The sequence below is a fragment of the Actinomycetospora sp. TBRC 11914 genome (assembly GCF_012933465.1).
Classification (GTDB): Bacteria; Actinomycetota; Actinomycetes; order Mycobacteriales; family Pseudonocardiaceae; genus Actinomycetospora.
Map to the genome: position 1 here is coordinate 88,282 of NZ_JABBND010000017.1, position 25,769 is coordinate 114,050.

Sequence of the window (25,769 nt, forward strand, 5' to 3'; positions counted from 1 at the left end):
ACGGGGCTCAGCTCGTGAGGGGCACGTGGGGCAGGGCTGCGGGCTGTGCGCGCTGCGTGGAGTGCTCCTCGTGTGGGCGGCCCTCGGGTCGGTCCGGCCCCGCGCGAGCGAGGGGCACGTGGGCCAGGTCCGGGGGTGGTGCGGGCTGCGTGGAGTGCCCCTCGTGTGGGCGGCCCTCGGGTCGGTCCGGCCCGGCGCGAGCGAGGGGCACGCGGGGCAGGTTCGGGGGCGGCACGCGCGGCGTGGAGTGCTCCTCGTGTGCGCGCCGATCGCTCGGGCGCGGCCGATGTGTGCGGTGCGCGTAGGTCCCCGCAGGACCGGACTCCGTTCCCGTCGGAGTGTGTGCGCGGCGCGTCGGTTCCGCGGCAAGGGATCGCCGCGCTGCGCGGAGTGTGTGCGGCGCGCGCAGGACCGCCCAGGACGGAACGCCGTTCTCGTCGGATCGTCGCCTTCCCGCCCACCGGGATTCGCCGCGCGCCGCACCACCCGGCACGCGCACGCTTGCTCCGCAGGACGACGACGAGGAGGGCGGCCCGGTGCCGGACGAACCGCGCGTGGTGATCGTGGGGGCGGGCCCGGCGGGGCTCGTGCTCGCCTGGCTGCTGCACCACGCCGACGTGCCGTTCCAGCTGGTGGAGCGCCAGCAGCAGGAGCAGATCGGGACCCAGCCGAAGGCGGGGATCGTCGAGTACCGGACCGTCGAGCTCCTGCGCCGGGAGGGCATCGCCGACGTCGCGCTGCACTTCGAGGCCGAGAACCGCCGCGTCGAGTTCCGCACCCCGCAGCTCGCGCACGTCTTCGACTACGCCGACCTCACCGGCGACCGCCCGCACTACGTCTTCCCGCAGCACCGCCTCGTCGCAGAGCTCGCCGCCGCCCTCGTCGTACGCGGCGCGCCGCTGCGCTTCGGCCACCGCGTCCGCGAGGTGGGCACCGACGGCACGCGGCCGCATCTCGTCGTCGAGGGTCCCGACGGTGCCCGCCAGCACCTCACGCCCGACGTCGTCGTCGGGGCGGACGGCGCGTCGAGCGCGGTCGCGCGGGCGATCGCCGGGCACGTCGACGTCCTCGACCGGTCCCTGCCCGCCCGCTGGCTCGTGGTCTCGACGGCGTCCCCGGCGCTCGTCGGGCACACCGTCTACGGCATCCACCCCCGCGGCTACGCCGCCCACCTGCGCCGCGGCCCGCAGGAGACCCGGTTCTACGTCGAGGTCCCGGCCGACGTCGGCGCCGACGACCTCACCCACGACGAGATCCGCACCGAGCTCGCCGAGCGCCTGCGCCTCGACCCGCCCGCCGTCGCCGGGCTCGACATCCGCTCGGTCGACGTCCTCGACCTGCGCACCCGCATGACGGTCCCGATGCAGCACGGTGGCTGCCATCTCGTCGGCGACGCCGCGCACCTGATCACCCCGGCCGGCGGGAAGGGGATGAACCTCGCCATCGCCGACGCCGTCGAGCTCGCCCACGGACTGGTCGAGGCGTTCGGCCCCACGGCCGACCGCAAGCGCCTGGACGCCTACTCCGACACCCGGGTCCCGGCGCTGTGGCGCACCCAGGCGTTCTCCGACTGGTTCCTGCGCATCCTCACCGCGCGCTCCTCCGACGCCGTCGACGACGGGTCGGCGGCGTTCGTGCACGGCCTGCGGGAGGGCTGGGTCGCGGCCCTGCGCGACGACGCCGGGCTCGCTCGCTGGTTCGCCCACGCCTACGCGGGTGCCGAGCCGACCGACCCTTGACGGGACTCCGGCGCCGGTCGAGGATCAAGGTCGGACAAGCGTCCGGCAGACGGACAGGAGATTCCATGGCTGGGACCGGGGGCGGACCGCTCGCCGGGGTGCTGGTGGCCGACTTCAGCCGCATCCTCGCGGGTCCCTACGCGACGATGCTGCTGGCGGACCTCGGCGCCGAGGTCGTCAAGGTCGAGGGCCCGAAGGGTGACGACACCAGGACCTGGATGCCGCCGACCCGCGGCGAGACCTCGACCTACTACCTCGGGGTCAACCGCGGGAAGCGCTCGATCGCGCTCGACCTGCGCGACCCGGAGGACATCGGCGTCGCGAAGGAGCTCGCGCGCCGCGCCGACGTCGTCATCGAGAACCTGCGGCCGGGGGGCATGGCGAAGTACGGGCTGGACTACGAGACGGTCAGCGCCACGAACCCCGGCGTCGTCTACTCGAGCATCTCCGGGTTCGGTTCCGGCGAGGGCGCGCACGTCCCGGGCTACGACCTCATGGTGCAGGCGATCTCCGGGCTGATGGACCTCACCGGCGACCCCGACGGCCCGCCCTACCGCGCCGGCATCTCGGTGTTCGACGTGATGGCCGGCAACCACGCGGTGATCGGCATCCTCGCGGCGCTGCGCCACCGCGACGCCACCGGCGAGGGCCAGCACGTCGAGGTCAACCTGCTCTCCTCGGCACTGACCGGGCTGGTCAACCACTCGAGCGCCTGGGTCGCGGGCGGCGTCGTGCCGCACCGGATGGGCAACGCCCACCCCAGCGTCTTCCCCTACGAGCCGCTCGAGACCGCCGACGACGACCTCATCGTCACCGCCGCGAACGACGGTCAGTTCCGCAAGCTCTGCGAGGTGCTCGGCCTCGACGGCGTCGCCGACGACCCGCGCTTCGCCCGGAACGCGGACCGGACGGCGAACCGTGACGAGCTGCGCCCGATCCTCGTCGGGAAGCTCAAGGAGAAGACCGCGGTCGAGTGGTTCGACCTGCTCGTCGACGCCGGGGTCCCGTGCGGGCCGATCCAGTCGATCGACGGCGGGTTCGCGATGGCGGAGCGGTTCGGGCTGGAGCCGGTCGTCGAGGTCGGCCAGGGCGACCGCGCGGTCCCGACGACGAGGCACCCCATCCGGTTCTCGCAGACCCCGGCGGTCTACGAGCTGCCCCCGCCCGAGCTCGACGAGCACGGCGCCGAGCTGCGGAAGTGGCTGGGCGCTGGTGAGTGACCACGTGTACGAGACCGCGCTCGGCGCGGCGTCGCCGGACAGGATCAGCCTGCTCGGGCACGACCTCGTCGAGGACGTCATGGGGCAGGTCGGGTTCGGCGAGCTGGCGTTCTGGCTGGCCACCCAGCGGCGCCCGACCCCCGGGGAGACCCGCGTCTTCGAGGCGGTGCTGGCGGCGCTGGCCGACCACGGCTACACCCCCACGGCCATCGTCACCCGCCTGACGCACCTGTCGGCGCCGGACTCGGTGCAGGGCGCGCTCGCGGCCGGGCTCCTCGCGGGCGGCAGCCGGTTCCTCGGCGTCACCGAGGACTGCGGCCGGTTCCTGCACGACCAGCTGGTCGCGACCGACGGCGCCCTGCCCACCGACGACGAGGGCTGGGACGCCCTCGCGCTCCGCACCGTGCAGGCCCAGCGCGACGCGAAGCGCTTCGTCCCGGGCCTCGGCCACCACGTGCACAAGCAGGGCGACCCGCGCACCCCGAAGCTCATGGCACTCGCGGCCGAGGAGGGCGTCACCGGCCCGCACCTCGCGCTGTTCGCCGCCATCGGCCGGGTGCACCCGCAGGTGCTCGGGAAGACGCTGCCGCTCAACGGGGCCGGGGTGTGCGGCGCGGTGCTGGCCGACCTCGGGCTGCCGCTGGAACTGCTGCGCGGGTTCGCGCTGCTCGCGCGCACCGCCGGGCTGATCGGCCAGCTCGCCGAGGAGCTCCGGCACCCCGTGGCCAACGAGATCTTCCTGAGCGTCGACCTGAACAACAAGCCGGTCGACCCCGACCCCTACCAACCCCCATCCCTGGACGGAGAAACGCATGGCTGAACTCGTCGCGGTCATCGCGTCCACCCACCACCCGTTCTACTACCGGGCGAGCACCTCGACCGGTGAGGACCGCCCGCCGTTCGCGGACGAATGGGTGACGAAGATCGAGACGTTCCGGGAGACGCTGACCCGGGCCCGTCCCGACGTGCTGGTGATGGTGGGCTCGGACCACTTCCACCAGCTGTGGCTGGACAACATGCCGCAGTTCCTCGTCGGGAAGGCGCCGGTCTACGACGCCAACTGGTACAACGAGGAGCGCGAGTTCGGTCTGCCGAAGATGCGGCTCGCGGGCCAGGAGGACCTGTCGTCGTACATCCTGCGGGAGGGTCTCGACGCCGGGTTCGACCTCGCGTTCTCCAACGAGCTGCGGATCGACCACTCGATCACGTGCCCGATCATCACGCTGCGGCCCGAGGCGGACCTGCCGATCGTGCCGATCTACACGAACATCTTCGCGCCGCCGCTGCCGCGGCCGCAGCGGTTCGTGCAGCTCGGGCGCACGATCCGCGAGCTGGTCGAGTCGTGGCCCTCCGACCAGCGGGTCGCCGTGATCGGCACCGGGCACCTCTCGCTCGAGCTCGGCGGACCACGCCAGTTCGGGCCGCACGGCCCGGACCCGGAGTTCGACCGCAAGGCCGTCGACTGGATCGCCTCCGGCGACGTCGAGGGGTGCCTGGCGGAGGTCACGCTCGACTCGCTGCACGCGCCCGGGAACGCCACGCACGGGTTCATGGACTTCATGCTGATGATGGGTGTCGCGGGGGAGGGGAAGAAGGCCGACCACGTCGACTCGCTCGACCTCTTCCACACGATGGAGGCCTACTTCACCTGGTACCCGAAGGGAGTCCCTACGGCATGAGCAAGTACCTGGTGGACAAGTTCCTCTACACCGTCGACCGGGATCCGGAGCTCGTCGAGCGCTATCGGGAATCGCCGGCGGAATGTGTGGCGGAGTGGGAACGCGAATACGCCAACAAGCTGCTCAACTGCCACACCGGCGAGGCATCGACGTGGCTGGCGTTCGAGCCCGCCGAACGGGAGGCGCTCGCGGCCCACGACCACGTGCGGCTCTTCGAGATGGGCGCGCACCCGTTCCTCACGCTGACGCTGTTCATCGCCATGTTCGAGCGCGACCACGGCCCGCTCGAGTACCAGCTCGCCTACGCGCGGGCCATGGAGCACATCACCCTGCCCTACCCCGACATCGCGACCTGACCTCCGCGCGAGGGGAACCCTCGTGCGGATAGAGCGACCGAATCCTCCCCTCGCGACCCCGGAGAGAGCACCGATGACGCTGCCCCTGCTGCCCACGAGCCTCGTCGGGAGCTACGCCCAGCCCGACTGGCTCATCGACCGCGCCAAGCTGGCCGGCCGCTTCCCGCCGCGGGTTCGTGCGAAGGAGCTGTGGCGGGTCGCCCCCGAGTACCTCGAGCAGGCCCAGGACGACGCGACGCAGCTCGCGATCCGGGCGCAGGAGCGCGCCGGGCTCGACGTCCTCACCGACGGCGAGATGCGCCGCGAGAGCTACTCCAACCACTTCGCCACGGCGCTCGAGGGTGTCGACGTCGACAACCCCGGCACCGCGCTCGACCGCTCCGGGCACCCCAACCCGGTCCCGCGCATCACCGGCCCGATCCGGCGCCCGCGGCCGGTCCAGGTGCGCGACCTGGAGTTCCTGCGCGCGCACACCGACCGCACGATCAAGATGACCGTGCCCGGCCCGTTCACGATGTCGCAGCAGGCGCAGAACGACCACTACCCCGACGCCGAGGCCGCCGCGATGGACTACGCGGCCGCGGTCAACGCCGAGGTGCGCGACCTGCACGCCGCGGGCGCGGACATCGTGCAGATCGACGAGCCCTACATGCAGGCCCGCCCGGACGCGGCGCGCCAGTACGGGCTCGCCGCGCTCAATGCGGCCCTCGACGGCGTCACCGGCACGACCGCCGTGCACATCTGCTTCGGGTACGCGGCGATCATCCACGCCCGGCCCGAGGGCTACTCGTTCCTGCCCGAGCTCGCCGGCTCGCCGGTCGACCAGATCTCGATCGAGACCGCGCAGTCGGGCCTCGACCTCGGCGTGCTCTCCGACCTCACCGACAAGACGATCATCCTCGGCGTCATCGACCTGTCGGACGAGGCCGTGGAGACCGCCGAGACGGTCGCGGCCCGCGTCCGTCGCGCCTACGACCGCATCCCGCGCGAGCAGCTCGTCATCGCCACCGACTGTGGCATGAAGTACCTGCCGCGGGAGTCCGCGGAGGGCAAGATGGCGGCGATGGCCGCTGCAGCGGAGATCCTCCGCGCCGAGTAGGCGGACCCGGCTGGAGCGGTCAAGACCGCTCGGCGCTCCGGGTTTGCGGAGATCATGACGGGGCCGTGTGACGCAGTCCACATGCGCCGTAACGGCTGATTGCTGCAGCCCGTACGCAGGACGACGCTCTCCGACATGCATCAGTGCCCGACGGAGGGGCTGTCATGACCGCGGTCATCATCGTCATCGTGGTGGTCGTCGTGCTCCTGCTGGCCGGCGGCGGTTTCGCCCTGGCCCGGAGACGACGCTCGCAGCAGCTCGAGGAGCAGTTCGGACCGGAGTACGACCGCGCGGTCGAGCGGTCGGGCTCGAAGAGCGAGGCCGAGAAGGAGCTCGCCGACCGGCGCAAGCGCCACGCCGAGCTCGACCTGCGCCCGCTCGACCCGCAGACCCGGGAGCGCTTCCAGGGCGACTGGAAACAGATCCAGGGTGAGTTCGTCGACGACCCCGGCGGCGCGGTCGAGAAGGCCGACTCGCTGGTCACGACGATCATGCGGGAGCGCGGCTACCCGGTGGAGGACTTCGACCGGCGGGCCGACGACATCTCCGTCGAGCACCCGCGCGTGGTCGAGAACTACCGCGAGGCGCGCCGTGTGCGCGACGGCCACCGCAACGGCAGCGCCGGCACCGAGGACCTGCGGGGCGCGGTCACCTCGTACCGCAGCCTGGTCGACGCCCTGCTCGACGAACGCTCCGCGGACGACCACGGCGGCGGGCCCGGCCGCGACGACGGGGCCCGGGGCGAGGGCCGCCACCGCGAGGGCGACCACCGCGACGGTCCCCGGGGCGACGAGGCCCCGCGCCGTGACGACGGCCCTCACCGCGACGAGCACCTCGGCGACGGTCGGCGGGAGCGGGAGTCGGCCGGCGGGGCGCCGACCGACGGGGCACACGACAACGACGGGAGCCGACGGTGAGCACGGAGACGACGGGCGAGGGGCGTCACGACGGGGGCGTGCGCGACGAGGGCCTGCGCGACGAGGGCCTGCGCGGCGACGCGGATGGTCACGACAGGGGCCCGCGCGACGACGCGGGCCGCCCGGACGACGGGCCGGGCCGGTACACCCGCCAGCACGGCGACCAGCCCGGTCAGCATGACCACGACGCGCCGGGCTCGGACGGGGTCAGCGTCCTCGAGCCGTCGGCGTCGGAGCGGTTGCGCGGGCGCTGGCAGGAGGTCCAGGCCGCCTTCGTCGACGAGCCCCGGCAGGCGGTGACCGAGGCCGACCAGCTCGTCGGCGAGGTGCTCGACGAGGTCAGCCGGGTGTTCCGCGACCAGCGCTCCGAGCTCGAGGCGGAGTGGAGCGGCAACACCGAGCCCGGCACCGAGGAGCTGCGCCAGGCGCTGCGCCGCTACCGGGAGTTCTTCGACCGTCTGCTCTCCCTGTAGGAGACCACTCCCAGGACCGCCCGGGCCGCACACGTCGCGTCCCGGGTGGTCGCTCGTTCGGCGCAGCTGACGTACACGCAGCGCGAGATCTACGCGAGGTGGCCGATGTTCCGGCCGCCGTGATCCCCGACTCTCGGTGCCAGCTCGTCCGCAAGGAGGACGATCGGACACCAGGAGTAGTCGTGGGTTACTTCGCCTTCCAGTGGGCGGTCATCATCATCGGCCTGGCCCTGCACGTCGGGTTCGACCGGTCCCGCTCCCGGCACACGAAGGGACGGATCGCCGAGCTGGCCGCCCTGTGGCTCGTCGTCGGCTTCGGCGCCTGGTCGATCTGGGGCGGCGTGTTCCACGTCGGCCCGACGTCGACCGCGATCGCCGACCAGATCGGCTACGCGCCGTCGATGTTCCAGTGGGAGGTCGGCTGGGCCGACATCGCGTTCGGCGTGCTCGGGGTCCTCTGCGTGGCCAGGCGCTTCCGCGGCGGCTGGACCGACGCCCTGCTCGCGGGCCTCGCGATCTACTTCTACGGCGACGGCATCGGGCACATCATGCAGCTCGTCGCCCACGGCAACACCGCGCCCGACAACGTCTGGGCGCTGCCGGCGGACTTCCTCATCCCCACCCTGAGCATCGTCGCCGTCCTCGTCGCGCGCCGGCTCGGCACCTACAGCCGACCCGCTGTCCCGGCGGCCGCGGGCGGGGCGCACGAGGCGCCCGAGCGCCCCGTCGCCGCCTGAGCCCCGGACCCGCGCCCGGGCACGAGGGTCCCGCGACCGCCCCGGTGCGGGCCTGACCCCGGTGCGCCACGTCAGCGGTGTGCCATCGCAGACACCGGACGTCTGCGATGGCACACCGCTGACGTCGTCAGGCCCTCCGACGGGACAGCTCCGCCGCCAGCTCCACCCGGGAGCGCAGCCCGAGCTTGCGCAGCACGTGGGAGATGTGGGTCTGCACGGTCCGGGGCGAGATGAACAGCCGGGCCCCGACCTGCGGGCTCGTCATCCCCTCGCCGACGAGCTCCGCGATCTGCCGCTCGGTCGGGGTCAGGCTCTCCCAGCCGGTGCTCGGCCGGCTGCGCCGGCCGCGGGCCCCGAGCCGGACACCGCCGTCGCGCAGCCGGGCGGCGAGCCGGCGCTCGACGGTCACCGCGCCGACCGAGGAGGCGAGCGCGGTGGCGCGGGCGCCCGCCGCGCGGGCCTCGTCCACGGCCCCGACGACGACGGCGAGGCACGCCAGCTCCTCGCGGGCGGTCATCTCGTCGGCGACCTGCCCCAGCGACTGCAGCTCGTCGGCGGCGGCCCGGGCGGCGGCGAGGTCGCGGGCGTCGAGCGCGAGCACCAGGCGGGCGACCGGGGCGAGCGCCACCGCCTGGTCGAGCGGGACCGTCGCGGTGTCGCGGGCCACCCGCGCGGCGAGGTCCTCGTCGCCCGCGGCCCGCGCCAGGCGCAGCGTGTCGACGCCGGCGAGCAGCGGCCACACCAGCCGGCCGCCGTCGAGGGCACCGCGCCAGGCCCGCCCGGCGAGCGCCGCGGCCTCGCGGGTCCGGCCGCGGGCGTCCAGGAGCAGCGCCTCGGCGAGGTCGACCACCGGCACCCCGAACTGCTGCGGCACCTCCAGCGCGCGCCACGCGTCGATCGCCGCCTCGGCCGCGTCGAGCTCGCCGCGGTCGACCCGGAGGCGGGCGAGGGTCGCGACCGGCCGCGAGGTCCACGCGGTGCCGGTGAGCCGGGCCGCGTCGAGACATGAGCCGACCTCGGCGAGCGCGTCGTCCCAGGCGCCGGTGGCGTGCAGGATGCCCGCGGCCATCGCGTGGTGGTACGGGGAGAGCCAGAGGTTCCCGGCCCGACGGACCGCGTCGGAGAGCTCCCGGGCACGATGCGGGCCCTCGGCGGCGGCCGCCAGGAAGACCGGCCACAGCGGTGTGCTGGGCCCGCTCGCCCAGGGCGCCGGGTCGAGGTCCTCGCGGAGCGCGGCGGCGGCGCGGGCGCGCGCGTAGCCCTCGGCCGGGCGGGCCAGCAGGTAGAGCTCGATCGCGTCGCTGACGAGGGCGCTGGAACCGGCCGAGGGCTCCGCCGGCGGGTCGGGGCGCTGCCGGCCCCCGAGCACGGCCGCCCACCGGCGCACGTCGGTGAGCGCGGCCCGGGCCTCGGGGGCGGTGACCCGCTCCAGCGCGGTGTCGACCTGGCCGATCGCGGCGTCCACGCGGGCGCTGCTGACCAGGCAGAACACCAGCACGCGCAGCAGGGTGGCGCGCACCGCGGGGTCCCGGGAGAGCGCCAGGCGGCGGCGTGCGACCTCCTCCACGGCGTCGATCTGCCCCGAGGTCGCGAGGGCGGCGACCCGCTCGACGTCCACCGCGGCGGCCTCCGCGGACTCGTCGGGCAGCCGGCGCGCCGCCTCTGCGAGCAGCTCCGCGGCCTGGGCGGGCGCGTGCCGGAGCTCGGTCGCCGCCGCCCGGAGCACCGCGACGGCGTCGGCGCGCCCCGCGTCGGCGGCGTGCCGCGCCACGGCGGGGGCGACGCCACCGGCACGCCGCAGCACCGCCGCGCACGCACCGTGCAGGGCGCGGCGCAGCGGCTCGTCGAGGTCGGCGAGCAGGACGTCGCGGTAGGTGTCGTGGACGAAGGCGACGTGCCCGTCGTCGGTCCAGCCCACGACGCCGGCCTCGACGGCCAGCCCGACCGGCTCGGCCACCGCGACGGGGGCGAGGCCGAGGACCTCGCCGAGCACCGGCAGGTCGGCGGGACCGCCCCAGACCGCCAGGACCCGCAGCAGGTCCCGCGCCCGCGGGTCGACCAGCCGCAGCGCGGCCCGCACGCCCGCCTCGAGCGACCCCGACGTGCCCGGATCGGCCCCCGAGACCTCCACGACGCCGCGGCCGACGGTCAGCGCGTCGTGCCGCTCGAGCTCGTCGAGCAGGCGGTGGGCGCGGAACGGGTTGCCGCCGGTGCCGTCGAGCAGGGCGACCAGCCGCGCCCCGGGGGCGGCGTCGAAGCGGCGCCGGACGAGCAGCGCGTGGCCGGCCGCGTCGAGGCCCTCGACCTCGGCGGTGACGACCTCGGCGCGCCCGGCGAACGCGGTCAGCGCGTCGCGCTCGGGGCTCGGCCGCCGCGCGAGCACGACGGCGACCGGCAGCGCCCGCGCCCGGTCGAGCAGGTGGGTGAGCAGGTCGAGCGTGCCCGCGTCGGCCCGGTGGGCGTCGTCGACGCCGAGGACGACCGGCCCGGAGAGGCAGGCGACGTCGAGCGCCTCGACGACGCGGTCGGCGAGGTCGGGGCGCGGCGGGTAGTCGCGGGGCAGGCCGACGAGGTCGGTGACGGTGGCGAAGGGCTGGTCGCGGCCGAGGTCGTCGGTTCCGACGCTGCGGACGTCCAGCCCTCCGGCGAGCAGCCGACGCCCGAGCGCGCCCAGGACGGTCGACTTCCCGGCGCCGGGCGCGCCGGTGAGGACCATCCCGCGGGCGTCGGTCAGGCCGTCGCCGACGAGCAGACGGGCGAGCCGCTCGGCCTGCGCGGCGCCCGGGACCTCGGCGGCGGGGGTCTCGAGGGGGCGGGAGGCCCACGTCGTCACGGTCTCGCCTCCTCGGCCCCGGAGCGATCCATCACCCTACGTCGTCCCTCGTCCCGTTTCGAGACTCCACTGCTCCGAACGGGTGATGGGGTGGTGCGCGCCGAGCCGCTGGTCACCGGTGCAGCCGCCCGGGCAGGGTGACGCCGTGACCACCGACGGGCCGGCACTGGCCGAGGCGCTCCCCGCCCTGCTCGCCGCGCTCGGCACCGGGCTGGGCGCGCCGTCGACGATCGCCCTGCCGCGGGTGCGGTCCGCCGTCCTGTTCCTCGTCGACGGGCTCGGCCGCGAGCTGCTCACCGAGCACGCCGCGGACGCGCCGTTCCTGGCCGGGATGCACGACGCCGGCCCGCTCACGGTCGGGTTCCCGACGAGCACGCCGATCAGCGTCACCAGCCTCGGGACCGGATTGCCACCCGGCGGCCACGGCACCCTCGGCGTGCGCTTCCGCGTCGACGCCACGCTGCTCGACGCCCTCACGTGGACCCAGGGCACCGACGACCTGCGCGAGCGGCTCGCGCCCGAGGTCGTCCAGCCCCACCCGACGCTCTTCGAGCGCGCCGCCGCGGCCGGCGTGGCCAGCACCGTCGTCTCCGCCCGCGCCTACCGCGAGTCGGGCCTGACGCGGTCCGCGCTGCGCGGGGCGACCTACCGCGGCGTCGGCGCGCTCGGTGACCTGGCGGCCGAGACGCTCACCGCGCTGGCCCGGCCGGGGCTCGTCTACGCCTACCACGCGGACCTCGACCAGCTCGGCCACCTGCACGGGCCCGGCTCGCTCGCCTGGCGCTGGCAGCTGCGCCAGATCGACCACCTGGTCGCGATGCTCGCCGAGGACCTCCCGCCCGGGACGCTGCTCGCGGTCACCGGCGACCACGGGATGGTGGCCGTCGACCGGCGCCACGACGCCGACACCCACCCCGACCTCCTCCTCGCCGAGCCGGTGGTGGGCGGCGACCCCCGGGCCCGGCTGGTGTACGCCCGGCCCGGCAGCGCGCCCGACGTGCTCGCGGCCTGGCGCGCGACCCTGGGCGGCGACGCCACCGTGCTCACCGGGGAGCAGGCGATCGACGACGGGTGGTTCGGGCCGGTCGACGACGCCGTCCGGGACCGTGTCCCCGACGTCGTCGCGGTGACCCGCGGCTCCGCCGCGGTCGTGCGCTCCGAGGGGGAGCCGGTCCTCGCGCGGCTGCCCGGGCAGCACGGCGCGGTGACCGACGCCGAACGGTTCGTCCCGCTGCTCGTCCACGCCGCGGATGCGGCGTCACCCGCCGGCTGACGCCGCAGGCGAGATCATTCCTGGCCAGCGGAAACGACGCTGTGCGCGCCGTCACGCGGCTGGGTTAATGTCCGAGAAGAGGTGTCGGGATGCACGACGGCGTCCCGTGAACCGCGACGAGGGCACGAAGGAGCACGCGTGAGCGTCACGACCCATTCCGGTGGCTCGATCCTGGGGCACGCGGTCAAGCGGACCGAGGACCAGGAACTCATCACGGGGGCCGGGCTGTACACCGGCGACCTCCCCGTCGAGGGGTCGCTGCACGCGGTGTTCGTCCGTTCCCCGATCGCCCACGGCACCCTCGGCGACATCGACGTCGAGGAGGCCAAGGGGATGCCGGGCGTGGTGGCCGTGTACACCCACGCCGACCTCGACGTCGCCGACCGGCCCGGCCTGCCCGGCGTCGTGCCCGACGCCATGGCCCGCCCGCACCTGGCGACGGGCAAGGTGCGCTTCGTCGGCGACATCGTCGCCGTCGTCATCGGCGAGACCGCGGGCCAGGCGCTCGACGCGGCCGAGACCGTCTTCCCCGACATCGACCCGCTGCCCGCGGTCACCGGGATCGAGGAGGCCTACGCCGACGGCGCGCCGCTGCTGTTCGACGAGGTCGGCAGCAACCTGTGCGCCGGCGCCGGCACGGGCGACGTCGAAGGAATCTTCGACGAGGCCGACGTCGTCGTGAGCGGGAAGTTCTACAACCAGAAGCTCGCGGGCGTGCCGATGGAGCCCAACGCCTGCGTCGCGGAGCCGGGCACCCCGGAGGGCGGCATCACCCTCTGGCTGTCCACCCAGACCCCGCACGGCGCACGGGACGCCCTCGCCGGCGACCTCGGCCTCGAGGCCGACCAGGTCCGCGTCGTCGCCCCGCGCGTGGGCGGCGGCTTCGGGCCCAAGGCCACGGCCTACCCCGAGTACACGATCGCCGCGAAGGCGGCGCTGGTGCTCGGTCGCCCGGTCCGCTGGACCGAGACCCGCTCCGAGAACATGCTCTCGATGGTCCACGGCCGCGCCCAGGTCCAGTGGGCCGAGCTCGGCGTCAAGAACGACGGCAAGATCGTCGGGCTCCGCGCGACGGTCATCGGTGACGGCGGGGCCTACCCGGCGGTCGGCGCGATCCTCCCGAGCCTCACGCAGCTCCTGGCCCAGGGCGTCTACGACATCCCGGCCATCGACTTCACCTGGAAGACCGTCGTCACCAACACGACGACCGTCGGCGCGTACCGCGGCGCCGGGCGCCCCGAGGCGACCCAGCTGCTCGAGCGCATCATCGACATGGCGGCCGACGAGATCGGGGTCGACCCGCTCGAGATGCGGCGGCTGAACTACCTGCAGCCCGAGCAGTACCCGATGACCTCGCTGACCGGCGCCGAGTACGACAACGCCGACCACGAGAAGTCCCTCGAGGCGGTCAAGGCGGCCGCCGGCTACGACCAGCTGCTCGCCGAGCAGAAGCGTCGCCGCGACGCGGGGGAGCGGGTCGCGATGGGCATCGGGATCGGCTCCTACGTCGAGGTCACCGCCCCGCTGGGTCTCGACGGCGAGTACGGCTCCGCCCAGGCCCACCCCGACGGCACGTTCACCGTCATGGCCGGCACCAGCGCCCACGGGCAGGGCCACGAGACGGCGTTCGCGCAGCTCGCCTCCTCGGTGCTCGGCGTGCCGATGGACAAGGTGAAGGTCGTGCAGTCCGACACCGCCGTCGTGCGCTCCGGGGCGGGGACGCTGGGCTCGCGCTCGCTGCAGACCGGCGGGAGCGCCATCCACAACGCCTCGCAGGAGCTCGTCTCGCGGGCCCGCGAGATCGCGGCGCACCTGCTCGAGGCCGCCGTCGAGGACATCGAGCACTCCGACGACGGGTTCGGCGTGCGCGGCGTCGCCGGCCACACGGTGAGCTGGTCGCAGATCGCGACCGCGTCCGAGGACGGCACCGGCCTCGAGGACGGCAACGGCCGCGCGCTGCGCGAGGACCTGGACTTCAAGCAGGGCCAGTCCAGCTTCCCGTTCGGCTCGCACATCTCGGTCGTCGACGTGGACCTCGACACCGGCATGGTGACCCCGCGGCGCCACGTCGCGGTCGACGACTGCGGGAAGATCCTCAACCCGATGCTCGTCGCGGGCCAGCAGCACGGCGGGATCGCGCAGGGCATCTCGCAGGCGCTCTTCGAGCGGGTCACCTACGACGAGGACGGCAACCCGACGTCGGGCAACCTGGCGTCGTACACCATCCCGTCGGCCGCCGACCTGTGCTCCTACGAGGCCTCCAACACCGAGACGCCGACCTTCCTCAACCCGATCGGCGCGAAGGGGATCGGGGAGTCCGGGACCATCGGGTCGACCCCGGCGGTGCACAACGCCGTCGTCGACGCCGTGTCCCACCTCGGCGTGCGCCACATCGACATGCCGCTCACCCCGGAGGCGGTGTGGCGGGCGATCCAGGGCGTGTCGGCCTCGGACCCCGCGACCCGGCAGCAGGCCGGCCCGGAGTACGCCGGGATGGCGGGCACCGAGAACTGAGCGTGGTGGCCGGGTCGCGGTCGGTGATGCAGTAGCGCGCTACGGCATCGTCGGCCGCGACCCCGGCGCGATCATCCGTCCGGCTCCCACCACTCCGCCGGAAGGTCGCGCCCGATGACGTCCGTCGTCCCGTTCACCAGCAACCACTCGGACGTCAGCACGAACGAGGGCTACCAGTACGAGTTCCGCTGCCTGCGCTGCGGCAACGGCTTCCGCTCGCGGTTCCGGCACTCGATCAGCGGGACGGGCGGGCGGATCGCCGCCCTCGCCGGCGGGCTCATGGGCGGGGAGTGGGGCGGCCGCATCGAGCAGTTCGGGCTGATGGCCGGCTGGAACCGCAGCAGCACCCGCGGCTCGACGAACGACAAGCACCTGCTCGAGGCCTCGCAGGACGTGGCCGACGAGTTCGTGCAGTGCCGCGGGTGCGGGCAGTGGCTGTGCCGGCAGGTGTGCTGGAACGACGCGGCCGGCTACTGCGTCGGGTGCGTCCCCCGGCAGGCCCCGGTGATCCCGGGCCGCTGCGGGCGCTGCGGGTCCTACGGCGACGGCGCGTACTGCGGTCACTGCGGCGGTCCGCTGCGGGCGACGACGGCGTGCGGGCACTGCGGCACCCAGCTCGGCACCGGCAACTTCTGCCCGGGGTGCGGCACGCCGCGGGGGTGAGGGTCGGGGTGCCGGGGAGGGGCACTGGAGGCAGGTCCGAGGGTCCTCGCGGCTGCGCCCAGTGCTCGTGACCATGGGGCCGCGCCCCCGCGACCGGGGTCCGGCCGTGCCCGATCGGGACCCCGTGCCACGATCGGCCCGGTGAGCGAACCGAGCGCGCGACGCGAGCTGGCGGTCCTGATCGTCTCCTACCGGCGGGCGGACCTGCTCGAGCGCGCCCTGGCCAGCGTCGACAAGTGGATCCCCGACGCGCGGGTCCACATCTGGGACAACGCCTCCAGCGGGACGCCGGCGGTGCGCGAGCTCGCCGAGTCCCGCCCCGACGTCACGTGGACCTTCTCGGACACCAACCTCGGCTACATCGCCGCGATGAACCGGCTCATGGCCCAGGTCCCCGACCACGACGCCCTGCAGCTCAACCCCGACGCCGAGCTGCTCGGCCCGCTCACCCGTGCCCGCGCGGTGCTCGCCGAGCCCGGCGTCGCCGCCGTGTCGCCCACGGTGATCGACCCCGACGGCCGGGACGAGCCGTGGGACGTCGCCCACCGCGAGCAGGGCGTCGTCCGCAACCTCGTCAACGCGGCCGGCTACGCCAAGCGGCTGCGCGGACGGGTGCTGAGCAACCTGTACGAGGGCCCGCACGAGCGGGTCGACGGCTACCTCACCGGCTGCTGCCTGTTCATCTCCCGCGACGCCTGGAACGCCCTCGGGCCGTTCGACGAGTCGTTCTTCGTCTACGGCGAGGACGCGACGTGGCAGCCCGACGCGCGCAAGGCCGGCTGGTCGCTGCGCCTGGTCGACGACCCGGAGCCGCAGGTCCGGCACGCCAGCGGCGGCACCGTCTCCGACGACCCGCTCGCGTCGGTCCGCGGCGACGACCTGCTGCGGGCGGCGCAGGTGATCGCGCTGGGCCTCGAGCACCAGGTGGGGCGCGGCACGCTGTTCTCGGCCGGCGCGACGGTGCTCGAGCGGTTCCAGCGGTCCAAGCGGGGCCCGCGGCAGGCGCGGCTGGCCGCCCTGGCGCAGCAGGCGGCGGGACGCCCCGCCGTCGTCGTCCTCACCCACGGGCTGCGGACCGCCGCCGAGCGGCAGCGGGCCGTGCTGGCGAACCAGCTCGTCGCGCGGGGCCACCCGGTGACGCTGGTGTGCCTGGACCACCTCGGGCCGTCCGTCGCGGAGCTCGACCCGCGGGTGCGGATGCTGCTGCAGCCGTGGTGGCAGCCGGTGGTGGACGTGGCGGACACCGACGAGGCCCTCGTCGTCGGCGGCACCACCGCGCCCGAGATCGGGTTCGCGACGACCTGGCGGACGCTGGGCCGCGCCGTCGGGCAGCGCCGGTACTGGCTCCCGCTCGCGCAGGACCCGGCCGACCCCGACGGGCCCACCTACCCCGACCTCACCGCCCGCGCGCTGCGCACCGCCGACGCGCTGCTCGTGCCCTCCTCGCAGCACCACGTCGACCTCACACGCCACCAGTGGCTGGGCGGCCCGGTCCTGGTCGCGCCGCTCGGCATCTCCCCCGCCGACCCGCGCCCGGCGCGCCCGACGTCGGGTCGGGTGCGGTTCACCGTGGTCACCCGGCTCGAGGAGCGCGGGAACACGACGCTGCTGATCCGGGCCCTGGACGCGCTCGCGCGGCCTGACGAGTGGTCGCTCGACGTCGTCGGCGACGGCCCCGACCGGGCCGTCCTGGAGGCCCAGGTCCCGGCCTACCTGCGCGGGCAGGTCCGCTGGCACACCGACCCGACGGGCCCGGGCGAGGCCCTCGCCGACGCGGACGTGCTGTGCGTCCCGGGCGTCGACGACCCGTTCCCGCTCGTCGCGCTCGAGGCGATGACCCGCGGCGTGCCGGTGGTGGCGTCGGCGACCGGCTCGGTGCCCGAGGTGCTCGACCACGGCGCCGCGGGCGTGGTGGTCGCCCCGGTCTCCGTCCCCGCGTGGACCGAGGCGCTGCGCGGCGTGCTCGACGACCGCGACCGGCTCGCCCTGCTCGCGGCGGCGGGCCGCACGCGGGCGCTGGAGCACTACACGGAGGCCGCGGTGGCCGACGCCCACCAGCGCGCGTTCGTCCGCGTCCTCGGGCACCCGTTCCCGGGGGCGCCCGCCGCCAGCTGAACACCGCCACCTGCTCACATCCCTGAGACGCTCCCGTCATCTGCGTGTCACACTGCGCCGTCCGTGACCCCGCCGCGGAGGGCGCCACCTGTGATCGACACCGGGAGCACGGCCTGGGTGCTCGCGAGCACCGCGCTCGTCATGCTGATGACCCCGGGGCTCGCGCTCTTCTACGGCGGCATGGTCCGCACGAAGGCCGTCCTCAACGTGATGATGACGAGCTTCGTGTGCCTCGCCGTCGTCGGCGTGCTCTGGGTCGTCTACGGCTACTCGCTCGCCTTCGGGTCGGACGCCTTCGCGGGGCTCGTCGGCGGGTTCGGCGACGTCGGGCTGCGCCACCTGGACACCGCCGTCGTCGGGAGCGGGCCGACCGCGATCCCCGCCGGCGTCTACGCGATGTTCGAGCTGATGTTCGCGGTGATCACCGTCGCGCTGCTCGCGGGCGCCGTCGCGGAACGCACCCGGTTCTGGCCGTGGACGCTGTTCGTACTGGTCTGGGTCACGCTGGTGTACCTCCCCGAGGCCCACTGGGTCTTCGCGCTCGACGGCGCCACCGGGCCCGGCTCGGTCGGCGGGTGGATCGCCAACCGGCTGCACGCCCTCGACTTCGCGGGCGGCACGGCGGTCGAGATCAACTCGGGCGCGTCGGCCCTCGCGCTCGTGCTCGTCGTCGGGCGCCGGCGCGGCTGGCCGCGCGACCCGGTCCGGCCGCACAACCTGCCCTCGGTGCTCCTCGGGGCCGGCCTGCTGTGGTTCGGGTGGTTCGGGTTCAACGCGGGCTCCGCGCTGGGCGCGACCCCGGCCGCGGGCACCGCGCTGGTCTCGACGATGACGGCGGGCGCGGCGGCCGTGCTGGCGTGGCTGGTCGTCGAGCAGATCCGGGACGGCAGGCCGACGTCGCTCGGGGCGGCCTCGGGCGCCGTCGCGGGCCTCGTCGGGATCACGCCCGCCTGCGCCTACGTCGAGCCGCTCGGGGCCCTGCTGATCGGGCTCGCCGCCGGGGCGATCTGCGCGAGTGCGGTCCGGCTCAAGTTCCGCTACGGGTTCGACGACTCCCTCGACGTCGTCGCGGTCCACGGCGTCGGCGGCCTCGTCGGGATGCTGCTGCTGGGCCTGCTGGCCTCGGTCGCGACCAACCCGGCCGGCGCCGACGGCCTGTTCTACGGCGGCGGGTTCGGCCAGCTCGGGCGGCAGGCGGTGGCCGTGGTCGCGGTGCTGGCCTGGTCGTTCGTCGTCACGGCGCTGATCGCGTGGGTGATCAACCGGACGATCGGGCTGCGGGTGGACCGGGAGGTCGAGGCCGAGGGCGTCGACGAGGGCGAGCACGCCGAGAGCGGCTACGACTTCTCGACGGTGGTCGTCGGTCACGGCTCGCAGCGCACCGGCTCCCTGCCCGGCAGCACCACGGGGGCGCGGCCCCGCTCCTGAGCGGTGCGCAATCTGCCGATGCCGCTGGATTCTTGATTCATTCCAGTTTGTCGGCCAGACTCGCGGCCGTGCCGACGACGACCGAGTGCGAGCGCACGCTGCGCGAGGCCGGTCTGCGCGTGACGCGTCCCCGTGTCGCGGTGCTGTCGGCGGTGCACGACCACCCGCACCTGGACACGGACACCATCACCGGTCTCGTCCGTGCCGACCTCGGCGCGGTGTCCCACCAGGCCGTCTACGACGTCCTGCGCGCGCTCACCACGGCGGGTCTGCTGCGGCGCATCGAGCCCACGGGTTCGGCGGCGCGGTACGAGGCCCGGGTCGGGGACAACCATCACCACGTCGTGTGCCGGTCCTGTGGGGCGATCGCCGACGTCGACTGCGTCGTCGGCGACGCACCGTGCCTGACCCCCTCGGCCGACCACGGCTTCGTCGTCGACGAGGCCGAGGTCGTGTTCTGGGGCGCCTGTCCCGACTGCTCGACCACCACCTCTCAACCCTCCGGAGGGAACCCCCGTGTCTGAAGGCCACGTCACCCGCGAGACAGAGATGAACACGGCGGACGCGGGCGGCTGCCCGGTCCACGCCGGGCGGCTCGCGCACCCGACCGAGGGCGGCGGCAACGTCGACTGGTGGCCCAACCAGCTCAACCTGCGCGTCCTGCGCACCCACGTCGCGGACTCCAACCCGCAGGACCCCGACTTCGACTACGCGAAGGAGTTCGCGACCGTCGACCTCGACGCGCTCGCGGCGGACGTCGACCACGTCCTCACGACCTCGCAGGACTGGTGGCCCGCCGACTTCGGCCACTACGGCGGCTTCATGATCCGGCTGGCCTGGCACTCCGCGGGTACCTACCGCCTCGCCGACGGCCGCGGCGGCGCCGGCATGGGCATGCAGCGCTTCGCCCCGCTGAACAGCTGGCCGGACAACGGCAACCTCGACAAGGCCCGGCGGCTGCTGTGGCCGGTCAAGCAGAAGTGGGGCAAGAAGGTCTCCTGGGCCGACCTGCTGATCCTCGCCGGGAACCGGGCCCTCGAGACCATGGGCTTCACGACCTTCGGCTTCGCCGGCGGGCGCCCCGACGTGTTCGAGCCCGACAACGAGACCTACTGGGGCCCGGAGAACTACTGGCTCGGCGGCGACCAGCGCTACACCGGTGACCGGCAGCTCGAGCAGCCGCTGGGCGCCTCGCAGATGGGCCTGATCTACGTCAACCCGGAGGGCCCGGACGGCAACCCCGACCCGCTGGCCGCGGCCCGCGACATCCGCGAGACGTTCGGCCGCATGGCGATGAACGACGAGGAGACCGTCGCCCTCATCGCCGGTGGCCACACCTTCGGCAAGACCCACGGCGCGGCCGACCCCGACCAGTACGTCGGCCCCGAGCCCGAGGGCGCCTCCATCGAGGAGCAGGGCCTGGGCTGGCGCCAGGGCTTCGGCAAGGGCAAGGGCCGCGACACCATCACCTCCGGCCTCGAGGTCACCTGGACCTCGACGCCGACGCAGTGGAGCAACGGCTACTTCGACAACCTGTTCGGCTACGAGTGGGAGCTCCACAAGTCGCCGGCCGGGGCGTGGCAGTACCGCCCGGTGAACGGCGGCGGCGCGAACACCGTGCCCGACCCGGAGACCGGTGAGCTCACCCGCCAGCCCACGATGCTGGTCACCGACGTGTCGCTGAAGGTCGACCCGGTCTACAAGGAGATCTCGAAGCGGTTCCACGAGAACCCCGACGAGTTCGCCGACGCCTTCGCCCGCGCGTGGTTCAAGCTGACCCACCGCGACATGGGCCCGATCCAGCGCTACATCGGCCCGTGGGTGCCGCAGGAGACGCTGATCTGGCAGGACCCGGTGCCGAAGCACGAGGGCCCCGTCGTGGGCTCGACCGAGATCGCCGAGCTCAAGAAGCAGATCCTCGACTCGGGCCTGTCGGTCCCCCAGCTCGTCAAGGCGGCCTGGGCGTCGGCCTCGACGTTCCGGATCGGTGACAAGCGCGGTGGCGCCAACGGCGCGCGCGTGCGGCTCGACCCGCAGGTCGACTGGGAGGTCAACGACCCGCAGGAGCTGCGGCGGACGCTCGCGGGCCTCGAGGAGGTCCGGTCGTCGTTCAACGCCTCGGGCACCCAGGTCTCGCTGGCCGACCTGATCGTCCTCGGCGGTGTCGCGGCGATCGAGAAGGCCGCCTCCGACGCCGGCGTCTCCGTGACGGTCCCGTTCACCCCGGGTCGCACCGACGCCTCACAGGAGTGGACCGACGTCGACTCGTTCACCCACCTCGAGCCGTCGGCCGACGGGTTCCGCAACTACCTCGGCAAGGGCCACCGGCTCCCCGCCGAGTACCTGCTGGTCGACCGCGCGAGCCTGCTCGACCTGTCCGCGCCGCAGATGACCGTCCTCGTCGGCGGTCTGCGCGTCCTCGGCGCGAACGCGGGCGGCTCGACCCACGGGGTGTTCACCGAGCGCCCCGGGCAGCTCACGAACGACTTCTTCACCAACCTCCTCGACACGGGCAACACCTGGTCGAAGGTGGCCGAGGAGGAGGGCATCTACGAGGCGCGTGGCGCCGACGGCGAGGTCCGCTGGACCGGCACCCGCAACGACCTGGTGTTCAGCTCGAACTCGGAGCTGCGCGCCGTGGCCGAGATCTACGCGGAGAACGGCTCCGAGGAGAAGTTCGTCCGTGACTTCGTCAAGGCCTGGGACAAGGTGATGAACCTGGACCGGTACGACATCTAGTAGGTGGCCTGCGGCCTCGTGAGCAGTAAGTGTCGGTATACCGACACTTACTGCTCACGAGCGCTCGCGCACCTCGTCGCCCCGGCGGATCACGCCGGGGCGCACCACCTCGGCGTAGGCCCCGGCGCAGGGCAGGACGCCGAACCCCGGCACCTCGACCCGGTTCCCGGTCAGCAGCGGCCGGAGCGCGTCGGGGTTGCGGGGCAGGTCACCGTGCTCGAGCGTCGGCACCGAGCACCGCGGGGTCGGCAGCGTCAGCCGCAGCACGACCTCGCCGACGTGCAGCTCCCGCCCGAGCCAGTCGTTCTCGGCGAACGGCGCCACGTCCGCGGCGATCACCAGGTTCGGCCGGTAGCGCCGGGCCTCGACGCCCAGGTGCTCCAGGGTCGCCGTCGTGATCAGGTGCACCGGCGAGTGGTCGACGAACGTGTCGCCCGCCGTCCCCTGTGAGATCTCCAGCGTCGGCGCCTCGACCTCGGCCTCGACGCCCTGCGCGAGGACCTCCTCGGGGTCCGGGCGCTCCACCGACGACGACGGCGGGCGCCGGTCGTGGATCTCGACGGGCCGGCCGAGGTCGGCAGTGAGGGTCTCGACGAGGCGCGGGTCGTCCGCGTCGAGCGTCTCGCCGCCCGGCGTCGTCACCAGCACGTGGTCGTCCCGGGCGGCCGCCGAGTACTGCAGCAGCCGGCGCCACAGCCGCGGGTGCTTGGCGGTGCACACGTACCCCGTCGCCGGATCCATGAGCGCCCGCCACCGGTCCCGCTCCAGCCCGGTCGTCCCGACGACGGCCTCCTCGACCTGCTGGCCGAGCATCGACTTCACGGGGTAGCGCGTCAGCGTCGACACCTGCACGGCTCCACCATAGGCACGTCCTCCAGCACGTCCCCGGCGCCGAGTGGACTCCTGTGGCTGGTGCGGGAGCCCTGACGGTCCACTCGGCCAGCGTCCGGCCGGCCGCCGACGCCGAGTGGACTCCCACGGTCGCCGCGGCAGCCCTGACGCTCCACTCGGCGCGCAGGGTCCCTACCGGCGCGCGGTCAGCACGGGCTTGAGGTCGACGACGGGCGTGCCGTCGAACGCCTCGAGGGCGTCGACGTGCACCCGCGTGCCGTGGACGGCGAGCACCCGGACCGTGTGCAGCCCCAGCGGGTTGGGCCGCGCCGGGGAGCGGGTGCTGAACACACCGGTCGGTGGCCGCGTGGGGTCGCTGCGCGGGTGCACGACCTGGGTCGATCGGTCGGCCTCGTGCAACCACGTCACGACGACGAGCTCGTCCCCGGCGGCGAGGTCGGCGCACGCGGCGGCGAGCGCGGGGTCGAGCGCCAGCCACGCGTCGGGCGCGCCCTCGTCGGCCTGCTTCGGGACGTCCTCCCCGGCCCGCAGCACCGACTCGACGTGCCCGATCGCCCGCAGCTCGAAGGTCACCCCCGCCCCCCGATCCTCGCGACGACGTCCTCGACACGGCGCAGCAGGTCGAACGACACGGTGCCGCCCCCGGGCGGGGCCACGACGACGTGCAGGCCGGGAGCGTCCGTGGTGACCCCGTCGATGCCCCAGAAGGCGGGCGGCCCGGCGTCGAACTCGTCGGGGACCACGAGCACGTCGAGGTCGCACCGACCGCCGTCGGCCAGCTCCAGACCGGTCGGCCCCACCCGCGCCAGGTCGCCGCGGGGCACGACCGCCACGTCCGGGCGGCCGAACAGCTCGAGCCAGCCGTCGTCCATCGTCACCCGCCCCGCCTCGCCGTCGGGAACCAGCAGCGGCGCGAGGCGCGGGTCGGCGAGCCGGGCCCGCATCGCGTCGCGGTCGGGCACGAGCGGCGCGTCCTCCGGCGCCGAGTCCCGCAGCGCCGCGAACCGCTCCCGGTACGCGTCGCGCTCGCGCCACCCGTAGACGGGGTTGGTGCGGGCGACGACGTCGCGGGGCCCGTCGACGACCAGCACCAGCGCGGCGACGCGCTCGACGATCCACGGCGCGAGCTGGATCGCCGCAGGGGTCGTCCCGAGCACCCCGACCCGCCGTCCGTCCAGGTCGTGCCCGTCCTCGGGCCACGCCGCGGTCCGCACGACGAGGCCGCCGAAGCCGCCCACGTCGTCGTCGGGCTCGACGGGCAGCCGCCCGGTGCAGGCGACCAGGTGCCGGGTGCGCACCGTCGCGCCGTCGGAGGTCCGCACCGTCCACCCGGCGTCGTCGGGCCGGGCCTCGACCACCCGCGTCCGCAGCCGGAGATCGCGCCGCAGGTCGAGCCGGTCGGCCACGAACCGCAGCCACCGCTGCACCTCGTAGCCCGCCGGATGGCGCTCGCTCCAGCCCCAGTCGCGGTAGAGCTCCTCGGAGAAGAAGTACTGGTACAGGTGGCACTCGGTGTCCAGGTGGGAGCCCGGGTACGCGTGCCACCACCAGGTCCCCCCGACGTTGCCCGCCTCGTCGTAGGCGCGCACGCGCAACCCCCGCTCGCGGAGCAGGTGCAGCGCGGCGAGCCCCGAGAACCCCGCGCCGACGACGACGACGTCGAGGTCGGAGGTCACGCCCGCATCCTGCGCCGTCGGGCCCGGCGACGCACGCGTCAGGACACCGTCACCTCGAGCCGCGCCAGTCCGCGCAGCCCGTTGTTGAGCAGCGGCGCCGAGTCGACGACCTCGAAGCGCTCCACCCGGTCGGCGAGCCGGCCCAGCAGCGTCGACATCTCCAGCCGCGCGAGGTGCATCCCGACGCAGACGTGCTCGCCTCGACCGAACGCGAGGTGGTCGGAGGGCTTGCGGGTGATGTCGAAGCGGTCCGGGTCGGGGTACTTGCGCTCGTCGCGGTTGGCCGAGCCGTAGAGCAGCGCGACCCGGCTGCCCGCGGGCAGCGCCACCCCGTCGATCTCGTGGTCCTCGGTGAGCACCCGGGTGAACTGCGGGACCGACGTCTCCACCCGCAGCGCCTCGTTGATCGCGTGCGGGATCAGCGAGCGGTCGGCGCGCAGCATCGCCCACTGGTCGGGGTGGGCCGCGAACAGCGCGATCGTCGCGGTGATCCCGAGGATCGTGGTGTCCAGGCTCGGCGTCACGTAGTCGAGCATCATCACCGGGCACTTCTCGCGGGGCATCTCGCCGCGGTCGGCGGCCTGGTAGAGGTGCGCCGCCCAGCCGTCGGGGTCGATGTTGCCGGGGACGGCCTCGTGCTGGGCGAACCCCAGGAACTCCTCGACCTGCGGCATCGCGGCGTGGAACCGGTCGTTGGCCGGGCCCTGCACGTCCCAGATGGCCGCGGCCCACTCCAGCATCTTCTGCCGGTGGCCCTCTCCGAGCCCGACCAGCTTCGACACCACGGCCAGCGGCAGGTGCTCGGCCAGCTCGGTGGCCGCGTCGAACCGGCCCTTCTCCACGAGCGCGGAGACGATCCGGTCGGCCTCCTCCTCGATGGTCGGCGTGATCTCGCGCATCCGGTCGGGGCGCAGCGGCCGGCCGAGCACCGAGCGCATCATCGTGTGGTCCGGCGGGTCGCTGCACAGCGTGATGCCCTCGAGCTGGGCGTTCATCGTCGGGTCGACGAACACGCTCTTCGCGGACGAGAAGGTCTTCCAGTCCATGAGCGCGGCCCGCACGTCGGCGTAGCGCGAGAGCGCGTAGTGCCCGTGGCGGCGCATCTCGACGACGGGGCCGAGGTCACGCAGGGTGCGGTAGATCGGGTACGGGTCGACGCGGGCGTCGTCGGCGAAGAGGTCGACGTCGCTGACCGGGATGTCCGGCACGGGGCCTCCGAAGGTGGTGGGGATCACCATCGTGCGCCGCCCGGCCGCCGGTCGGAACCGCGTTCCCACGCGGCGGAAGCGCGTCGGGGAGCCGCGCGGCGGGCGGCCGGCGTCGCGGAGCTCGCGCTCCTCGCGGGTGACCGGCCTGCGCGGGATGCGGCGCGGGTGGTTGGTGGTGCTGGGACCTGCGCGTGGCGCACACACGGGGGCGGCGCGGGTGGTCGGCGGGACCTGCGCGTGGCGCACAC

The 25,769-nt window shown here is 74.3% G+C and carries 21 protein-coding genes; 16 read left to right on the forward strand and 5 right to left on the reverse strand.

What is annotated here, in order from left to right:
• Positions 1 to 536 precede the first annotated feature (536 nt).
• The 9 genes from HH311_RS23185 (at position 537) to HH311_RS23225 (ending at position 8,220) form a co-directional block, all read left to right on the forward strand.
• Entirely contained in the window at positions 537 to 1,739 is a 1,203-nt protein-coding gene (locus tag HH311_RS23185) for an FAD-dependent monooxygenase (RefSeq protein ID WP_169186058.1), read from the forward strand.
• Positions 1,740 to 1,804: 65 nt separating this feature from the next.
• On the forward strand, positions 1,805 to 2,959 hold the full coding sequence (locus tag HH311_RS23190; RefSeq protein WP_169186059.1) for a CaiB/BaiF CoA-transferase family protein: 1,155 nt from the start codon (positions 1,805 to 1,807) through the stop codon (positions 2,957 to 2,959).
• Entirely contained in the window at positions 2,952 to 3,779 is an 828-nt protein-coding gene (locus HH311_RS23195; protein WP_169186060.1) for a citryl-CoA lyase, read from the forward strand. The genes HH311_RS23190 and HH311_RS23195 overlap by 8 nt, the downstream gene beginning before the upstream one ends.
• On the forward strand, positions 3,772 to 4,638 hold the full coding sequence (locus HH311_RS23200) for an extradiol ring-cleavage dioxygenase (RefSeq protein WP_169186061.1): 867 nt from the start codon (positions 3,772 to 3,774) through the stop codon (positions 4,636 to 4,638). Before HH311_RS23195 ends, HH311_RS23200 begins: the two co-directional genes overlap by 8 nt.
• Positions 4,635 to 4,994 carry a hypothetical protein gene (locus tag HH311_RS23205; RefSeq protein WP_169186062.1) on the forward strand — a complete coding sequence of 120 codons (360 nt, stop codon included), beginning with the start codon at positions 4,635 to 4,637 and terminating at the stop codon, positions 4,992 to 4,994. The genes HH311_RS23200 and HH311_RS23205 overlap by 4 nt, the downstream gene beginning before the upstream one ends.
• Before the next feature lie 73 nt (positions 4,995 to 5,067).
• Positions 5,068 to 6,093 (forward strand): uroporphyrinogen decarboxylase family protein, encoded by a 1,026-nt coding sequence (locus HH311_RS23210; RefSeq protein ID WP_169186063.1) that lies wholly within the window; start codon positions 5,068 to 5,070, stop codon positions 6,091 to 6,093.
• 164 nt (positions 6,094 to 6,257) lie between these two features.
• Positions 6,258 to 7,010, forward strand: a complete 753-nt coding sequence (locus tag HH311_RS23215; RefSeq protein WP_211190672.1) for a hypothetical protein — start codon at positions 6,258 to 6,260, stop codon at positions 7,008 to 7,010.
• Positions 7,007 to 7,483 (forward strand): hypothetical protein, encoded by a 477-nt coding sequence (locus HH311_RS23220; protein ID WP_169186064.1) that lies wholly within the window; start codon positions 7,007 to 7,009, stop codon positions 7,481 to 7,483. The genes HH311_RS23215 and HH311_RS23220 overlap by 4 nt, the downstream gene beginning before the upstream one ends.
• 182 nt (positions 7,484 to 7,665) lie before the next feature.
• A complete protein-coding gene (locus tag HH311_RS23225) occupies positions 7,666 to 8,220 on the forward strand; it encodes a DUF6790 family protein (RefSeq protein WP_211190673.1) in 555 nt (184 codons plus the stop codon).
• A 127-nt stretch (positions 8,221 to 8,347) separates the two neighbouring features.
• On the opposite strand, the gene HH311_RS33525 is transcribed toward HH311_RS23225, so the two are convergent.
• Positions 8,348 to 11,053 carry a LuxR C-terminal-related transcriptional regulator gene (locus HH311_RS33525; RefSeq protein WP_169186065.1) on the reverse strand — a complete coding sequence of 902 codons (2,706 nt, stop codon included), beginning with the start codon at positions 11,051 to 11,053 and terminating at the stop codon, positions 8,348 to 8,350.
• Positions 11,054 to 11,171: 118 nt separating this feature from the next.
• Between HH311_RS33525 and HH311_RS23235 the strand changes: the two genes are divergently transcribed.
• The 7 genes from HH311_RS23235 to katG all read left to right on the forward strand — a co-directional run bounded on the left by HH311_RS23235 (position 11,172) and on the right by katG (position 21,785).
• Entirely contained in the window at positions 11,172 to 12,326 is a 1,155-nt protein-coding gene (locus HH311_RS23235) for an alkaline phosphatase family protein (RefSeq protein WP_396027457.1), read from the forward strand.
• A gap of 138 nt (positions 12,327 to 12,464) precedes the next feature.
• Entirely contained in the window at positions 12,465 to 14,840 is a 2,376-nt protein-coding gene (locus HH311_RS23240) for a xanthine dehydrogenase family protein molybdopterin-binding subunit (RefSeq protein WP_169186067.1), read from the forward strand.
• A 114-nt stretch (positions 14,841 to 14,954) separates the two neighbouring features.
• Positions 14,955 to 15,503, forward strand: coding sequence for a hypothetical protein (locus HH311_RS23245; protein ID WP_169186068.1), 549 nt, complete (start codon positions 14,955 to 14,957; stop codon positions 15,501 to 15,503).
• A gap of 141 nt (positions 15,504 to 15,644) precedes the next feature.
• Entirely contained in the window at positions 15,645 to 17,618 is a 1,974-nt protein-coding gene (locus HH311_RS23250; RefSeq protein ID WP_312030350.1) for a glycosyltransferase, read from the forward strand.
• Positions 17,619 to 17,708: 90 nt separating this feature from the next.
• Positions 17,709 to 19,046, forward strand: coding sequence for an ammonium transporter (locus HH311_RS23255; protein ID WP_169186069.1), 1,338 nt, complete (start codon positions 17,709 to 17,711; stop codon positions 19,044 to 19,046).
• A 68-nt stretch (positions 19,047 to 19,114) separates the two neighbouring features.
• Positions 19,115 to 19,570: a Fur family transcriptional regulator gene (locus HH311_RS23260; protein ID WP_169186070.1), complete on the forward strand. Its 456-nt coding sequence runs from the start codon at positions 19,115 to 19,117 to the stop codon at positions 19,568 to 19,570.
• 25 nt (positions 19,571 to 19,595) lie between these two features.
• On the forward strand, positions 19,596 to 21,785 hold the full coding sequence (katG, locus tag HH311_RS23265) for a catalase/peroxidase HPI (RefSeq protein ID WP_211190696.1): 2,190 nt from the start codon (positions 19,596 to 19,598) through the stop codon (positions 21,783 to 21,785).
• 54 nt (positions 21,786 to 21,839) lie between these two features.
• Here the strand turns inward: katG and HH311_RS23270 are convergent, their stop codons facing one another.
• The 4 genes from HH311_RS23270 to HH311_RS33530 form a co-directional block, all read right to left on the reverse strand.
• On the reverse strand, positions 21,840 to 22,637 hold the full coding sequence (locus HH311_RS23270) for an MOSC domain-containing protein (RefSeq protein WP_169186072.1): 798 nt from the start codon (positions 22,635 to 22,637) through the stop codon (positions 21,840 to 21,842).
• Positions 22,638 to 22,808: 171 nt separating this feature from the next.
• Complete coding sequence (gene tsaA, locus HH311_RS23275) at positions 22,809 to 23,210, reverse strand: tRNA (N6-threonylcarbamoyladenosine(37)-N6)-methyltransferase TrmO (protein ID WP_169186073.1); 402 nt, start codon at positions 23,208 to 23,210, stop codon at positions 22,809 to 22,811.
• On the reverse strand, positions 23,207 to 24,313 hold the full coding sequence (locus HH311_RS23280; RefSeq protein ID WP_169186074.1) for an NAD(P)/FAD-dependent oxidoreductase: 1,107 nt from the start codon (positions 24,311 to 24,313) through the stop codon (positions 23,207 to 23,209). Before HH311_RS23280 ends, tsaA begins: the two co-directional genes overlap by 4 nt.
• A gap of 38 nt (positions 24,314 to 24,351) precedes the next feature.
• The gene (locus HH311_RS33530) at positions 24,352 to 25,521 is read right to left on the reverse strand and encodes a cytochrome P450 (RefSeq protein WP_312030351.1); all 1,170 of its coding nucleotides are present in this window, start codon (positions 25,519 to 25,521) and stop codon (positions 24,352 to 24,354) included.
• Positions 25,522 to 25,769 lie beyond the last annotated feature (248 nt).